Origin of the sequence: Variovorax boronicumulans, assembly GCF_040544675.1 — a bacterium.
Lineage (GTDB): Bacteria > Pseudomonadota > Gammaproteobacteria > Burkholderiales > Burkholderiaceae_C > Variovorax > Variovorax boronicumulans_D.
The window spans coordinates 276,724-290,832 of record NZ_JBEPKK010000006.1 but is presented as its reverse complement, the minus strand read 5'-3'; the positions used below and the strand labels follow the sequence as shown (position 1 = coordinate 290,832).

Sequence of the window (14,109 nt, the reverse complement as noted above, 5' to 3'; positions counted from 1 at the left end):
AGGCCCGGTCAAGCGAGCGGGCCTCGGGCGAATCACCGGTAGCCCGATTCGTTGGCGTTGTGAATGATCCAGATCAGGTTGCCGCTGGAGAAATCTCCCATGCCGCCGCCCGCGAAAATCAGCCGGCCCTGGCCCTTGTAGGTCATCTCGAAACGGTGGCGATCGCTGCCGAAATAGAACGGAATGAAGGCCTTGCCCGTCACGTACGCGCCCTGGTCGGTCGGCGGGCCGGCGAGGTCGGTGACCTGCTTGGCGCTCATGCCGATCTGCAGGCGGGTGAACTTGCTGTTGCGCGCCGGATTGCCGGTGATCTCGCCTTCGTAGCCGTTCAGGCCCTTGACGGTACGGCCGCTGCCGGCCTCGACCTTGGAGGAATCGGTCACGTTGCCGCGGCCGTCCATGCCGGCGCCGGAACCGGTGCGGGCCGATGCCGCGGGTGCGGGGGCAGGCGCCGCCGCAGGCTGGCTGGCGCCGGAGCCGCCACGCGATGCGCAGCCGGCGCTTGCCAATACAACAACGGCAGTTGCGGCCCAAAGCGCCGCAGAAGAATTGATCCTGTTCCTCATCGAAGGCTCCTTCCTTGTTTGTGAAGGAGCGCAGCTTAACAAGGCTTCAGGCCGTTCCGCCCACGGTCAACCCGTCGATGCGCAGCGTGGGCTGGCCGACGCCCACGGGCACGCTCTGGCCTTCCTTGCCGCAGGTGCCCACGCCCGAATCGAGCTTCATGTCGTTGCCGATCATGGTCACGCGGGTGAGCGCATCGGGGCCGTTGCCCACGATGGTCGCGCCCTTGACCGGGTACTGGATCTTGCCGTTCTCCACCCAGAAGGCCTCGCTGGCCGAGAACACGAACTTGCCGCTCGTGATGTCGACCTGCCCGCCGCCGAAGTTGGTGGCGTACAGGCCCTTCTTGATGCTGGCCACGATTTCCTGGGGGTCCTTGTCGCCGCCGAGCATGTAGGTGTTGGTCATGCGCGGCATCGGCACGTGGGCGTAGCTCTCGCGGCGGCCGTTGCCCGTGGGCTTGACCTTCATGAGGCGGGCGTTCATCGAGTCCTGGATGTAGCCCTTGAGGATGCCGTCCTCGATCAGCACGTTGCGCTGGCTGGCATTGCCTTCGTCGTCCACGTTCAGCGAGCCGCGGCGGTCGGCGATGGTGCCGTCGTCGAGCACCGTGACGCCCTTGGCCGCCACGCGCTTGCCGATGCGGCCGGCAAAGGCGCTCGAGCCCTTGCGGTTGAAGTCGCCCTCCAGCCCGTGGCCGATGGCTTCGTGCAGCAGGATGCCGGGCCAGCCGGAGCCGAGCACCACGGTCATCTCGCCGGCCGGTGCCGGGCGGGCGTCCAGGTTGGTCAGCGCGGCCTTCACGGCCTGGTCGACGTATTCGGCGATCTGTTCGTCGTTGAAGTAGGCCAGGCCGAAGCGCCCGCCGCCGCCGCCCGATCCGACCTCGCGCCGGCCGTTCTGCTCGGCGATCACCGTGACCGACAGGCGCACCAGCGGACGCACATCGGCCGCCAGCGTGCCGTCGGCCCGCGCCACCAGCACCACGTCGTACTCGCTCGCCAGGCCCGCCATGACCTGCGCCACGCGCGGATCGCGCGAACGCGCCAGCTTTTCGACCTTTTCGAGCAGCTTGACCTTGGCCGTGCTGTCCAGCGTGGAAATGGGGTCGACGCCGTCGTAAAGCGATCGGCTCGACGCGATCTTGCGGGCCGGCGTCTTCACCCGGCCCGTGCGGCCGGCGGAGGAAATGGAGCGGACCGTGCGCGCCGCATCGAGCAGCGACGCTTCGGAGATGTCGTCCGAGTAGGCGAATGCCGTCTTCTCGCCGCTGACCGCGCGCACGCCGACGCCCTGGTCGATGCTGAAGCTGCCGGTCTTGACGATGCCCTCTTCCAGGCTCCAGCCTTCGCTGCGGGTGTACTGGAAATACAGGTCGGCGTCGTCCACCTTGTGGGAGGCGATCTCGGCCAGGGCCTTGCTCAGGTGCGATTCGTCCAGGCCGAACGGCGTGAGAAGGAGCTGTTGCGCCGTGGCGAGGCGCTCGATGGTGGGTTCGCGGGAGATCATGGCGCCATTCTAGGCAGGCACCCTCTTCCGCGCCTCGCCGGGGGCACTGGGCGCCAGCTAATTCTGTGCGGGCTTGCGCGCCCGGGCGATCGACATCAGCAGGCCCAGCCCGAGGCCCAGCGTCACCATCGCCGTCCCGCCGTAGCTGATGAACGGCAGCGGCACGCCCACCACCGGCAGGATGCCGCTCACCATGCCCATGTTCACGAAGGCATAAGTGAAGAAGATCATCGTGACCGCCCCCGCCAGCAACCGCGAGAACAGCGTGGTGGCGCTGGCCGCGATGGCCAGCCCCCGGAAGATCAGCAGGATGAAGGCCGAGATCAGCGCCAGGTTGCCAATGAGCCCGAATTCCTCGGAATAGGCGGCAAAGATGAAGTCGGTGGTGCGCTCGGGAATGAATTCGAGATGCGTCTGCGTGCCCTGCATGAAGCCCTTGCCGCCCATGCCGCCCGAGCCGATGGCGATCATTCCCTGGATGATGTGGAAGCCCTTGCCCAGCGGGTCCTTGCTGGGATCGAGCAGCGTGCAGACGCGCTGCCTCTGGTATTCATGCAGCACCCGCCAGTCGACGCCGTCCGCGCAGAGCTTCGACTCGAAACCCACGATCAGCGTGATGGCCACGGCGCCGATGACCACCGGCGGCACGATCAGCTTCCACGGCAGCCCGGCAAAGAAGATCACCGCCAGCCCGGCCGCCAGCACCAGCAGCGAGGTGCCCAGGTCGGGCTGCTTCATGATGAGCCCGACCGGCACCGCCAGCAGCACCGTCGCCACCACGAAGTCGAGCGGCCGCAACTGGCCTTCGCGGCGCTGGAACCACCAGGCCAGCATCAGCGGCATGGCGATCTTGAGGATTTCGCTGGGCTGGATCACCATGCCCACGTTGATCCAGCGCTGGGCGCCCTTCTTGGTGATGCCGAACAGCGCCACCGCGATCAGTAGCGCCACGCCCGCCGCATAGAGCGGCACCGCGAACATCATCAATCGCTGCGGCGGCACCTGCGCCACCACGAACATGATGAAACCGGCCAGCAGCATGTTGCGGCCATGGTCGACGAAGCGCGTGCCGTGGTCGTAGCCGGAGGAATACATGGTCAGCAGCCCAGCAAAGACCAGCAGCAGCACGGCAAAGGCCAGAAAGCCGTCGAAGCCCTGGAAGATGGGCGCGATACGACGCGCCAGGGAGGGCTGATTGAACACGGCAGACATGGGGGCGGATTATCCAGTCTTATAGGAATAGCCCGCACATGTCTTTGCGTAGAAATACCTGCCCGCGTTGTCGCAAATCGGCCGTCACCTGCTTTTACATTTGGAGGATCAACAACGGGGGGAAGTCCAAATGAAGTTTCAACTTTTGCGCCTATCGCTGGCTGCAGGCTTGTGTGTCTCGATCGCAGCTTGCGGTGGCGGTGGTGGTGGCAGCGGCGGAGGCCTTGGGTGGCCTGTCTCATTGGGCGGCGGTAGCGGCTCCCCCACCCCGACTTCGCTCTCTCTCAGCGGCACGGCCGCGACCGGTGCCGCCTTCAGCGGTGCCACCGTCACAGTCAAGGATCAGACCGGCGCAACAGTCTGCACGACCCAAACCGACGGCCAGGGCCTCTACAACTGCACCCTGCCCTCGGCAACCAAGGCTCCCCTGGCCATCACGGCACTGCGCGACGATCAGGCGCTCTACAGCACAACGTCCAGCAACAGCGGCGTTGCCAACATCACGCCGCTGACCACCGTGATCGTGTCCCGGCTTGCGCCGGGCGGCCAGCCTGCCAACCTGGCGGCCGCCGTCCAGGCCAACGCCGACACAGTGACCGAAGCACGCCTGCTGCAGCAGACGGCCGCGCTGCTTGCAGCACTGAAGCCGGTGCTGGACGCGCTGGGCCAAAGCGGTCTCGCCCCGATCACCGGTCGGTTCAGCGCCGACGGCACCGGCCACGACAGGGTGCTCGACGCGCTGTCGGTCAGCGTGCGCCCCGACAGCGGCGCGGCCAACATTGAGATCACGGTCAAGGGTTCGTCGTCGAACAGCGGCAGCGCGCCCGTCTCGATCATCTTCCGCAGCAGCGACTCGAGCGTGCCGGCGTTGCCGTCGAGCATCACCTCGAATCAGCTGGCGAACATTCCGTCCCCGGCCCTGCTGGCAGGGCTCTTCGACCGCTTGAACGCGTGCTATCAGCTTCCCCTGTCGCAGCGCGTCAATGCGCCGAACGACACGACTGCGGTCACGGGAAGCGCCTCGAACGTGATTGCGCCCGCCTGCCGCGAACTCTTCGTCGGAAACGACCCTGCCAGCTATCTCAACAGCGGCTACGGCGTGGGACGGGATGCCAGCAACGTTGGCTCACTCACGACCCTGTTCCGACCGGAAAACACCAACCGCAAGTGGGACCGCGCGAACTTCGAGTTCTTTCGCGACAACGGCGACCTGACATTCAGCTATCGCGCGACGGACCCGGGAGACAACGTCTCCTTCGGCACGCTCACCGCGCGCAAGGTGGGCGACACGCTCAAGCTAGCGGGAGACGGCCACGTCTATGCGTCTAGCGTGCGTCCCGTGTTCGCGTTCCGCGACATGATGAACTCGCCCGCCTTCAACGCTTACACCACAGGCTATGCCATGCCGATCCGGAACCGGCTCGTGGGCGGGGTGTCGGTCTTCAGCAAAGTCATCGTGACATCGCCGCTGAACGCGCCCATGACCTTCGTGCCGCAGGATGGCCTGTCGTTTCTGGTGGTGACCAAAGCCGACGGTACGCCGCTCCTGAACAACGGCATCAATCTGCGCGGCATCTATCAGAATCCTTCGACACCCGGCCAGTTGGCGGTCAGGGAGTCCGGCATCGGGCTGCTGGACCCCCAGTACTCCGACCAACAGATCAGCCAGCTTCAGGACCAGAGCGTCTGGAAGTTCGAGTTCGTGCACGCAGACCCGTCGGTGCCCAACGTGATCCAGTACGAACGCACCCTGTCGCGCGCACCGACGATAGGTGAAATCCGCGAGCAGCCGATGTTTGACCTGACACCTGCAATGCGTACCCAACTGATCGCGCGCACCAATGCGAACGCCGGACTGGTCTACCCGGCAAACAGCGTGAACCAGCCGAACGTCCTGGACATCAGCGCGACCGGCAACCAGGATGCCTGGGCCGTGCCGCCCGGTGCCCTGGCGCCCTCAGTGCTGACGGCCTACGGCTTCGCCAAGTCCGGCACCCGCTTCAACGACAGCATGGCGCTGGCCACCACCGCGCGCAAGATGACGATCAACTGCTCGGCAGAGACCGTAGGCGACACGCATTGCGACAGCAGCAACGGCAAGCAGTACGCCGAAGGAACGCGCGTGCACTATCTGGCGTTCGAGGCGACCAACGCACGAGGACTCGGCCTGACCCGGTTCGTGCTGTTCTACAAGCAGTTCTAGGCGCGCGAAGGACCCGAGGGTCCGGCCTTCACGCGAATTCAAGCTGAACGACCGTGCGCCCCGGTCGGCTTTCGACCGAGAGCCGGGCGCCCACGGCCGCCGAACGCTCCAGCAGCGCCGCCGGTACGTGCGATACGTCGAAACCCCTGCCGTTGTCGACCACGCGCACGCGCACCGTCTCGCCGAGCATGTCCGCCTCCAACCGCAACACGCTCGCGTGCGCATGCTGCAGCACGTTCGAGATGGCCTCGAACAGCAGGAACTGCAGCTGCCGGATGGCGTGGGCGTCGAGCCGCTCCACCGGCGCGAGCTCGTCCACCGCCCACTCGAACGCGATGCCCGCGGCCTGCAGGCGCGGCTCCAGCCGGTAGCGCAGCGCCGCCAGCAGCGCGCCGACGTCGCCCGGCGGCAGGTGGATGGAATCGATCGACAGCTTCAGCTGGTCGAGCGAATCGCGCAGGGTGCGCAGCAATTCTTCCGAGCTGGTCTGGCCCGACTGCAGCTGCCGGATCGCCGAGCTGATGTGCGAGCCCACGCCGTCGTGCATGTCGCGCAGGATGCGCTCCCGCTCGTGGGTGCGCGCCTGGTCGCGCGCCACCTGCTCCAGTTCGGCATAGGTCTGGGCCAGTTCGCGCTCGCGCTGGGCCACCCGCTCGGCCAGCGCGGCGACCCATCCGCGCGCCTGGGTGCTCACCGCGTGAAAGCGCCGCAGCACGATCAGCAGCAGCGCAATGCCGAAGAAGACCGACGAGTAGCGCACCCAGGTGGTTTCGCCGTACGCATCGCTCAGGCGGATCACCAGCCAGTCGCGCGTGCCGAAGGCCACGGTGACGAGCGCGGCGACGGCCACCAGCGTACGTTCGGTGCTCGGGTGGCGCACGCAGGCCACCGCGAAGGCGCCGACGAAAACCACAACGATCACGATCTCGATGGCGAGCCAGCCCGTGAGCCAGGCCGGCTGTTCACGTTCCAGTGCCAGCCAGGAACTCACCACCGTGCCGGCGACCACCGAGGCCACCGGCCAGCGCGCCCACCGCAGCCGGGGGTTCTGCGCCCACCCCGAGAGGTGGTAGCAGAACATCATGGCCGAGGCCGCCCAGCCTGCGTAGCAGGCGGCCATCAGCACGCCCCATGGCACCCACGGCAGCGGCGGCTCGGCGATCACGCCGTCGGCCACGCGGATCGCCCAGCAGAACTCGGCCACCGCCGCCCACAAATAGATGCCGTCCCGCCGATGGCGCCCCTGGACGGCGGTGTCGACCTGGGTCAGCCAGAGCGCCAGCGCGATGCCGCCGACGATCAGGCTGAAGGCGGTCAGCAGCACGGAGCCGGTGAAGCGCCAGGTATAGGCGCTCTCGAAGAGCTCGGTGCGCACCGGCGCCGCCGGGCCGACGGTCACGCGCGAGAGGCCCGCGCGCCGGGCGCTGTCGGCGCGCAGGCGAATCTGCAGGCGGTTGTCGCCGGCCGCCAGCAGATGGCCGGGCACCGGCACGTAGATGGGGGCCTTGGCGTAGTCGGCGCCGTTGGCCTCGGCCATGTCGCCGTAGACCTGCAGCAGCGCGCCGTTGAGCCGCACCTCGAAGACATTGCCGGCGCGGGGAATGAAGATGCCCCAGGGCGTGTCGGGCGCGGCCCTGAGCGAGAACGGCAGATCGAAGCTGGCGAAGCCGGGGCGGCCGCCGTGCTGGCGGTCCCAGTGGTAGGAGAGCGCGACCGGCTCCGTGCGGGTGACGCCGTCGACCGTGGTGGTGACCGTGCCCGCGCGCAGCTCGATGGGGCCTTCCGTGGCCTCGACCGGCGCGGCTGCCGAGATTCCGGCAAGGCCTGCCAGCAGCATCGCAGCCAGCCACAGCGCAAGCAGCGATGCCAGCCTCGAGCGCATCCGGCCTCAGCCCGGGTGAGGCAGCAGGCCGAGCCGCGTCGCCTCGAACACCGCTTCGCTCTTGGAGTGCACCGCGAGCTTGCCGTAGAGGTTCTTGATGTGGGTCTGCACCGTGTGAACGCTCAGGCCCTTGAGCCGCGCGATCTCCGCATACGAGAAGCCGCGGGCGATCAGCGTCAGCACCTCGTGCTCGCGCGCGGACAGGAGGCCGCGCTCGTTCTCGTCGAAGACGACCTCGTGGGCGGCGCCCGGCTCGGCGGCGCCCGGCACGAGGGTGCTCGCCGACTGCAGGCTGCGGTACTTGGCCAGCACGCGGCGCGCGATCATGGGCGAGATCGGCGAGGCGCCGGCTTTCATCTCGACGATGGTCTGCGCGATGTCTTCCGGGGCGGCGTCCTTGTGGATGTAGCCCACGGCGCCGGCCTCGATGCTCGCGAGCACGTTCTCTTCGTCGCCGAAGACCGACACCACCAGCGGCTCGCAGCCCGGAAAGCGCGCCACGGCATCGCGGATCACGTCCAGGCCGGTGCCGTCGGGCATGCCCAGGTCCACCAGCAGGACGTCGGGAATCGTCGCGGTGCGGGACAGCCAGCCGAGCGCTTCCTGCACCGTGCCCGCGCTGCCGAGCCATAAAAGACGCGGACTGCGCTGCACGCTGGCTTCGAAAAAGGCGCGGGCGCGGCTGTCGTCCTCGACCACGAGCACGCCCCAGCGGCGCAGCGACCCGTTATCCAGAGCGTCTGTGTTCATGGGCTGGAGCATAAGCCTCGATGCGCGCGGAAACGCCGCGCATGCATACCCCTTTCATGGGATGCGCGTCCTCGCGGGGGTCACGAAACTCGGGCGTTTTCTTTTTATTTGCTGCGCGTTCGCCGCCGCGCGCGGCGGCATCGGCGATCGGGAGCACGACCATGAATACTTTTGGAGCCAGGCAAGCGGTCTGCCCCGCGGTGCCGGAATCGAGGGTCGTGGCAACCGCCGCGTCGTCATGAGCTGTCGCTTTCCCCAAGAACCGGACATCGCAAGGTTTTTGCAGGCCCGCAAACGCGATACGGAAACCCACCTCATGCAGAATCGCCTGGCATCGACGAGCGAGGCGCGGCATTCGTACCTCCCAACGCTCCCCCGCATGGACCCGCAAACCACCCACCTGCTGTATCTGCACGGCTTTCGCTCCTCGCCTCGTTCGACCAAGGCGCGGATCGTGGCCGCCCACGTGGCGCAGCAGCATCCGAACCTGGAGTGGTGGTGTCCGCAATTGCCGCCGTCGCCGCATGAAGCCATCGACATGGTGATGAAGGGCATTGCGCACTGGCCGCGCAAGTCGATGGCGGTGATCGGCTCGTCGCTGGGCGGCTTCTACGCCACCTACGTGGCCGGCATGACGCGCTGCCGCGCCGTGCTGCTCAACCCCGCGGTGCACCCGGCGCGCGACCTCACGCGCTACATCGGCGACCAGAGCGCCTGGCACGACCCGTCCGAGCACTTCTATTTCCGGCCCGAGTACATCCAGGAATTGCGCGCGATGGAAGTCGGTCCGCTCACCCGGCCCGAACGCGTCTTCGCGGTCATCGCCAAGGGCGACGAAGCGCTCGACTGGCACGAGATGTCCGCGCGCTACCCCGACAGCAACATCAAGCTGCTCGAAGGCGGCGACCACGCCCTGTCCGATTTCGAGAGCAGCCATCTGCACGACGTGATGGCCTTCATCAACCCGGTCTGAGCACGGCCGGGCCGGACGACCCCGGCCTGCGTGGGACAATCCGCGCCTATGTTTGTATTGTTTGAAGAAGCCGGCAAGTACCTCGGCGGCCGTGTCCTGTCGGAGGCCGAAGCCTCTGCGCAGGTCGAGCTCGAGACCGGCAAGCGCGTCAAGGTCAAGGGCGCCAACATCGTCCTTCGTTTCGAAAAGCCCTCGCCGGCCGAGCTGATCACCGAGGCGCGCACGCTCGCCGCAGCCATGGACCTCGACCTGGCCTGGGAATTCGCGGCCGAGGGAGAGTTTGGCTTCGCCGACCTGGCCGCCGACTATTTCAGCGACAAGCCGTCGCTGGCCCAGCAGGCCGCCGCGCTGTTCGCGCTGTTCGAGGCGCCGCACTACTTTCGCCGCGCGGGCAAGGGGCGCTTCAAGAAGGCGCCGGCCGAGATCGTGCAGCAGGCGCTCGCCGCCATCGAGAAGAAGAAAGCCGTGCAGGCGCAGATCGTCGAATGGGCCGGGCAGTTGGCCGAGGGCGTGTGCCCGGCGCCGATCCGCGAGCAGCTCTACAAGATCCTGTTCAAGCCCGACAAGAACGCCCCCGAATACAAGGCCGTGGTCGACGCCGCGCGCGCCACGCAGCGTCCGCCGCTCGACCTGCTGGAGCGGGCCGGCGCCATCGATTCGCCCTACCAGTTCCACTGGCGGCGCTTCCTGTTCGAGAACTTCCCCAAGGGCACGGGCTTTCCCGCGCTCACCGCGCCGGCCATCGCCGACGACCTGCCGCTGGCCGCCGAGGTGCAGGCCTTCTCGATCGACGATTCGCAGACCACCGAAATCGACGATGCGCTCTCGGTGCAGGGCCTGGGCACAGGCACCGTCACCGTCGGCATCCACATCGCCGCACCCGCCCTGGCGCTCACGCCCGGCAGTGCCATCGACAACGTGGCGCGTGCGCGCATGTCCACGGTCTACATGCCGGGCTACAAGATCACCATGCTGCCGGCCGAGGTGGTGGACACCTACACGCTGCTCGAAGGCGGCGACCGGCCCGCGGTGTCGCTCTACGCGCGCTTCGACGAAGCCACGCTGGAGCTGCAAGCCACCGAGACCAAACTCGAGCGCGTGCCCATCGTCGCCAACCTGCGCCACGACCAGCTCGACACCGTCGTCACGCAGCCCTGGCTCGAAGACGCCGCATTCACGAGCGACCACACGCCCGACGCCGCCGCGAAGCTGCGCGCCCCGCTCTCCTTCCTGTTCCGCCTGGCCAAGCAGCTGAAGGCGCAGCGCGAAGTGGTGCGCGGCAAGCCCGAGAACTTCAACCGGCCCGACTACAACTTCCGCCTCGTCGGCAACGACGGCAACGAGCCCACCGGCAACGAGCAGGTGCAGATCGGCACGCGCCAGCGTGGCGCACCGCTGGACCTGATCGTGTCCGAGGCCATGATCCTGGCCAACAGCAGCTGGGGCAGCTGGCTCGGCGAACTGGGCGTGCCCGGGCTCTACCGCAGCCAGGCGAGCATGGCGCCCGGCGTCAAGGTGCGCATGGGGACGCGCGCATTGCCGCATGCGGGCCTGGGCGTGAAGAGCTACGCGTGGAGCACCTCGCCGCTGCGCCGCTACACCGACCTGGTGAACCAGTGGCAGATCATCGCGGCCGCCCGCCACGGCAAGACCGCGGCGCTGGCCGCGCCCTTCAAGCCGAAGGACGCCGACCTGTTCTCGATCCTCTCGGGCTTCGATGCGGCCTATGCAACGTACAACGGCTACCAGGGCGGCATGGAACGCTTCTGGACGCTCAAGTACCTGCAGCAGCAAGGCATCACCGAGCTCGAGGCCACGGTCATCAAGGACATCCCCAACGGCGCGCTGGTGCGTGCCGATGCGCTGCCGCTGGTGTTCCCGGTAGCCGGCCAGCAGGAGCGCGGTGCGCGCCTGCGCGTGAAGCTCGGCGAGATCGACGAGATCGCGCTCGACGTGAGCGGCACCGTGCTCGAACGCCTGGACACGCCGAAGGCCGATGCCTCCGCCGAGGACGAGAGCGGCGAGGACGAAGAAGAAGTCGCCGGCCCGATCGCCATTGCCGTCGACCTGAGCGACAGCGAGGCCGCGCCGGAAAACACACCCGCACCTGCATGAACTCCGGCGAGACGTCCGGAGAAGTGCGCCCCCTGGAGGAGTTTCGAGAATGAACTTCAAGGACCTCAGCACGCTGCAGATTGCCCTGGGCGTGTCGGTCATTGCGCATGCCGCGCTGCTGGCGGTGCGCTTCGTCGATCCCGAGTCTTTCAATCGCGCGTTCACCGACACGCCGCTCGAGGTGATCCTGGTCAACAGCAAGACCAAGGAGCGGCCCGATGCGAATGCCAGGCTCATGGCGCAAACCTCGCTCGCCGGCGGCGGCGACCTGGACAAGGGGCGCGCCACCAGCCCGCTGCCACCGTCCAGCTTCACCTCGGTGGGCGACTCCTTCGAGGACGCACGCAAACAGGTCGACGCCCTGCAGGCTGAGCAGATGCAGATGATCACGCAGCTCAAGCGCGAGATCGCCGCCATGCCGGTGCGCGATCCGCGCAAGGCGGGCGATCCGACCGCCGCCGCCGCGCAGGAAGAAAAGCGCCGCCAGATGGTCGAGCTGCTGGCCCAGATCGAGCGCCGCGTGAACGAAGAGAACTCGCGTCCCAAAAAGCGCTACATCAGCCCTTCCACGCGCGAAGTCGCCTTTGCCGTCTATGTGGACACCATGCTGCGCCGCGTCGAGGCACGCGCGGCCGAAAACTTTCCGGAGCTGGCCGGCAAGAAGCTCTACGGCGAACTCAAGATGACGATGACCGTGAACTTCGACGGCAACGTGCTGGACACCGTCATCGACCAGAGTTCGGGCAACATCGCGCTCGACCGCCGGGCGCAGGCCATCGTCGCGAGCACCGGCAACTTCGGCAAGTTCACGCCCGCCATGCGCCGCGAGCAAGCGGACCAGATGGTGATCCAGGGCACCTTCCACTTCGCGCGCGACGGCACGATGGAAATCACGCAATAACGACAAGGGCGCCCACCATGGACCTCTACTGCGTCATGGGCAACCCGGTGGAGCACAGCCGCTCGCCGCGCATCCACGCCCGCTTTGCCGAACTCTGCGGCCACAGGCTCGACTACAGCCGGCGGCTGATTCCGCTCGGCGCTTTCGCCGAAGGCATTGCCGCATTCCGCCGCGAGGCCGCCGAACGCGGCGACACGGCGCGCGGCTGCAACATCACCGTGCCCTTCAAGTTCGAAGCTGCCGCCCTGGCGCAGCACACCAGCGAGCGCGCCCTGCTGGCGCAGGCGGTCAACACGCTGCGCTTCGAGGCCGACGGGGGCATCCACGCCGACAACACCGACGGCGTCGGCCTGGTCAACGACATCGTGCGCAACGCGGGCGTGCCGCTCGCGGGCAAGGAGCTGCTGCTGATCGGTGCCGGCGGTGCCGCGGCCGGCGTGCTCGGCCCGCTGCTCGATGCGGGCGCGGCGCGCATCGTGGTGGCCAATCGCACGGTCGACAAGGCCGTCGCCGTGGTGCGCCGCCATGCCGCGCTGGCGCTGCGCCACGGCGCCACGCTCGAAGCCTGGGCGCTCGACGAGGTGCCGGGCAGCTTCGACGTGGTGGTCAACGCCACCGCCTCCAGCCTCGCCGGCGATGCCGTGCCCGTGAGCGCGCAGGTGCTGCGCCCCGGCGCGCTGGCCGTGGACATGATGTACGGCCCCGCCGCCGCCGGCTTCATGGCCTGGGCGCAAGCGCATGGCGCGGTGCCGCGCGACGGCCTGGGCATGCTGGTCGAACAGGCGGCCGAGTCCTTCGAGATCTGGCGCGGCGTGCGCCCGCCGTCCGCACAGGTGCTGGCCGAATTGCGGGCTTTGCTCGCCACCGGCGCATGAAAGCCGCGCTGCGTCTGATCGCCTGCCTGTTCGTGGCCGGCCTCGCGCTCGAACTGTTCTTCGTGGCGCGCATCGCCGCCATGGCAGTGATCGATCCGCAAAGCACCGCCTTCCAGCGCTCCGAGGCCTGGCAGATTGCGACCCACCAGGGCGGCGAGCGCGGCTGGCGCCAGGAATGGGTGCCGTATGCGCAGATCAACGACACGCTCAAGCGTGCGGTCATCGCCAGCGAAGACGCCGGCTTCGTCGATCACAACGGCGTGGAGTGGGAAGCCATCGAGCGCGCGCGACAACGCAACGCCAAGGCCGAGGAGCTGGCGGCCAAGCGCGCGGCCCGCGCCGTGGCGCGCGGCAAGCCGATGCAGCCGGTGCGCCTGCGCGGCGGCTCCACCATCACGCAGCAACTGGCAAAGAACCTGCTGCTCTCGGGCGAACGCACGATGCTGCGCAAGGGCCAGGAGCTGGTGCTTGCGACGCTGCTCGAGGTGTTCCTCGACAAGCGGCGCATCCTGGAGATCTACCTGAACAACGTCGAATGGGGCGAAGGCGTGTTCGGTGCCGAAGCGGCCTCGCAGTACTACTTCAAGAAGCCGGCTTCGCGCCTGAGCGCCAACGAGGCCGCGCGCCTCGCGGTGATGCTGCCGAGCCCCAAGTTCTTCGAGCGCCGGCCGGGCTCGCCCTACCTCGGCAACAGGTCGGCCACGGTCATGGTGCGGATGTCGTCGGCCGAGCTGCCCTGATCCTGCTGCCTAGCGCTTCGATGGCCAGCACGGCCGCGAAGCCGATGGTGTAGGCCACCACGTCCCACCAGTCGGCCGTGCTCCCTAGCACGATGCGCAAGGCGCGGTTCGGAATATGCAGGTGCCAGGCCGAAGCGAGGAACTGGCCCAGCTCCACCACGTAGCCCACGCCGAGTGCAGCCAATGCCAGCGGCAGCATGCGCGCGGCAACGAAGGTCTTGAAGACGACGTAGACCCACATCACCGCCAGCACATCGCCGAGAAAACTTCGCACCCAGCCCCATCGCGCGCCGACGGTGGCCAGCAGCAAGAGCACAAGGAACAGGGCCACCGCCCACGCCAGAGAAAGAGGATCGAGACGCCATCGCATGGCCCGTATCATCGC

The 14,109-nt window shown here is 67.7% G+C and carries 13 protein-coding genes; 6 read left to right on the top strand and 7 right to left on the bottom strand.

Features of this window, described 5'->3' with window-relative positions; translation table 11 throughout:
- Positions 1 to 32: 32 nt before the first annotated feature.
- From ABIC90_RS13835 to rodA, 3 genes are read right to left on the bottom strand one after another with little or no spacing between them, the layout of a single operon-like run.
- A complete protein-coding gene (locus ABIC90_RS13835; protein WP_354354699.1) occupies positions 33 to 566 on the bottom strand; it encodes a hypothetical protein in 534 nt (177 codons plus the stop codon).
- Between the two features lie 46 nt (positions 567 to 612).
- On the bottom strand, positions 613 to 2,073 hold the full coding sequence (gene tldD, locus ABIC90_RS13830) for a metalloprotease TldD (RefSeq protein WP_354354697.1): 1,461 nt from the start codon (positions 2,071 to 2,073) through the stop codon (positions 613 to 615).
- A gap of 57 nt (positions 2,074 to 2,130) precedes the next feature.
- A complete protein-coding gene (rodA, locus tag ABIC90_RS13825; RefSeq protein WP_354354695.1) occupies positions 2,131 to 3,285 on the bottom strand; it encodes a rod shape-determining protein RodA in 1,155 nt (384 codons plus the stop codon).
- A gap of 130 nt (positions 3,286 to 3,415) precedes the next feature.
- Here rodA and ABIC90_RS13820 point away from each other — a divergent pair, with 130 nt between their 5' ends.
- A complete protein-coding gene (locus ABIC90_RS13820; protein ID WP_354354693.1) occupies positions 3,416 to 5,488 on the top strand; it encodes an Ig-like domain-containing protein in 2,073 nt (690 codons plus the stop codon).
- Positions 5,489 to 5,516: 28 nt separating this feature from the next.
- Here the strand turns inward: ABIC90_RS13820 and ABIC90_RS13815 are convergent, their stop codons facing one another.
- From ABIC90_RS13815 to ABIC90_RS13805, 3 genes are read right to left on the bottom strand one after another with little or no spacing between them, the layout of a single operon-like run.
- Positions 5,517 to 7,370, bottom strand: a complete 1,854-nt coding sequence (locus ABIC90_RS13815) for a sensor histidine kinase (RefSeq protein ID WP_354354691.1) — start codon at positions 7,368 to 7,370, stop codon at positions 5,517 to 5,519.
- A 6-nt stretch (positions 7,371 to 7,376) separates the two neighbouring features.
- Positions 7,377 to 8,132 carry a response regulator gene (locus tag ABIC90_RS13810; protein WP_436318211.1) on the bottom strand — a complete coding sequence of 252 codons (756 nt, stop codon included), beginning with the start codon at positions 8,130 to 8,132 and terminating at the stop codon, positions 7,377 to 7,379.
- Positions 8,098 to 8,475 (bottom strand): hypothetical protein, encoded by a 378-nt coding sequence (locus ABIC90_RS13805; RefSeq protein ID WP_354354687.1) that lies wholly within the window; start codon positions 8,473 to 8,475, stop codon positions 8,098 to 8,100. Before ABIC90_RS13805 ends, ABIC90_RS13810 begins: the two co-directional genes overlap by 35 nt.
- A gap of 24 nt (positions 8,476 to 8,499) precedes the next feature.
- On the opposite strand from ABIC90_RS13805, the gene ABIC90_RS13800 reads away from it, so the two are divergent.
- The 5 genes from ABIC90_RS13800 to mtgA are packed head-to-tail and all read left to right on the top strand — an operon-like array spanning position 8,500 to position 13,724.
- A complete protein-coding gene (locus ABIC90_RS13800) occupies positions 8,500 to 9,093 on the top strand; it encodes a YqiA/YcfP family alpha/beta fold hydrolase (protein WP_354354685.1) in 594 nt (197 codons plus the stop codon).
- Between the two features lie 48 nt (positions 9,094 to 9,141).
- Positions 9,142 to 11,208 (top strand): ribonuclease catalytic domain-containing protein, encoded by a 2,067-nt coding sequence (locus ABIC90_RS13795; RefSeq protein WP_354354683.1) that lies wholly within the window; start codon positions 9,142 to 9,144, stop codon positions 11,206 to 11,208.
- Between the two features lie 49 nt (positions 11,209 to 11,257).
- The gene (locus tag ABIC90_RS13790; RefSeq protein ID WP_354354681.1) at positions 11,258 to 12,109 is read left to right on the top strand and encodes an energy transducer TonB; all 852 of its coding nucleotides are present in this window, start codon (positions 11,258 to 11,260) and stop codon (positions 12,107 to 12,109) included.
- 17 nt (positions 12,110 to 12,126) lie between these two features.
- Positions 12,127 to 12,984, top strand: a complete 858-nt coding sequence (aroE, locus tag ABIC90_RS13785) for a shikimate dehydrogenase (RefSeq protein ID WP_354354679.1) — start codon at positions 12,127 to 12,129, stop codon at positions 12,982 to 12,984.
- A complete protein-coding gene (gene mtgA, locus ABIC90_RS13780) occupies positions 12,981 to 13,724 on the top strand; it encodes a monofunctional biosynthetic peptidoglycan transglycosylase (RefSeq protein ID WP_354354677.1) in 744 nt (247 codons plus the stop codon). The genes aroE and mtgA overlap by 4 nt, the downstream gene beginning before the upstream one ends.
- On the opposite strand, the gene ABIC90_RS13775 is transcribed toward mtgA, so the two are convergent.
- On the bottom strand, positions 13,690 to 14,106 hold the full coding sequence (locus tag ABIC90_RS13775; RefSeq protein ID WP_354354676.1) for a DUF2809 domain-containing protein: 417 nt from the start codon (positions 14,104 to 14,106) through the stop codon (positions 13,690 to 13,692). The genes mtgA and ABIC90_RS13775 overlap by 35 nt on opposite strands.
- Between the last annotated feature and the right edge of the window lie 3 nt (positions 14,107 to 14,109).

Coding starts and splice junctions, on each gene's coding strand:
- ABIC90_RS13835 (WP_354354699.1), bottom strand. CDS start 566: ATGAGGAACAGGATCAATTCTTCTGCGGCGCTTTGGGCCGCAACTGCC.
- tldD (WP_354354697.1), bottom strand. CDS start 2,073: ATGATCTCCCGCGAACCCACCATCGAGCGCCTCGCCACGGCGCAACAG.
- rodA (WP_354354695.1), bottom strand. CDS start 3,285: ATGTCTGCCGTGTTCAATCAGCCCTCCCTGGCGCGTCGTATCGCGCCC.
- ABIC90_RS13820 (WP_354354693.1), top strand. CDS start 3,416: ATGAAGTTTCAACTTTTGCGCCTATCGCTGGCTGCAGGCTTGTGTGTC.
- ABIC90_RS13815 (WP_354354691.1), bottom strand. CDS start 7,370: ATGCGCTCGAGGCTGGCATCGCTGCTTGCGCTGTGGCTGGCTGCGATG.
- ABIC90_RS13810 (WP_436318211.1), bottom strand. CDS start 8,132: ATGCTCCAGCCCATGAACACAGACGCTCTGGATAACGGGTCGCTGCGC.
- ABIC90_RS13805 (WP_354354687.1), bottom strand. CDS start 8,475: ATGCCGCGCCTCGCTCGTCGATGCCAGGCGATTCTGCATGAGGTGGGT.
- ABIC90_RS13800 (WP_354354685.1), top strand. CDS start 8,500: ATGGACCCGCAAACCACCCACCTGCTGTATCTGCACGGCTTTCGCTCC.
- ABIC90_RS13795 (WP_354354683.1), top strand. CDS start 9,142: ATGTTTGTATTGTTTGAAGAAGCCGGCAAGTACCTCGGCGGCCGTGTC.
- ABIC90_RS13790 (WP_354354681.1), top strand. CDS start 11,258: ATGAACTTCAAGGACCTCAGCACGCTGCAGATTGCCCTGGGCGTGTCG.
- aroE (WP_354354679.1), top strand. CDS start 12,127: ATGGACCTCTACTGCGTCATGGGCAACCCGGTGGAGCACAGCCGCTCG.
- mtgA (WP_354354677.1), top strand. CDS start 12,981: ATGAAAGCCGCGCTGCGTCTGATCGCCTGCCTGTTCGTGGCCGGCCTC.
- ABIC90_RS13775 (WP_354354676.1), bottom strand. CDS start 14,106: ATGATACGGGCCATGCGATGGCGTCTCGATCCTCTTTCTCTGGCGTGG.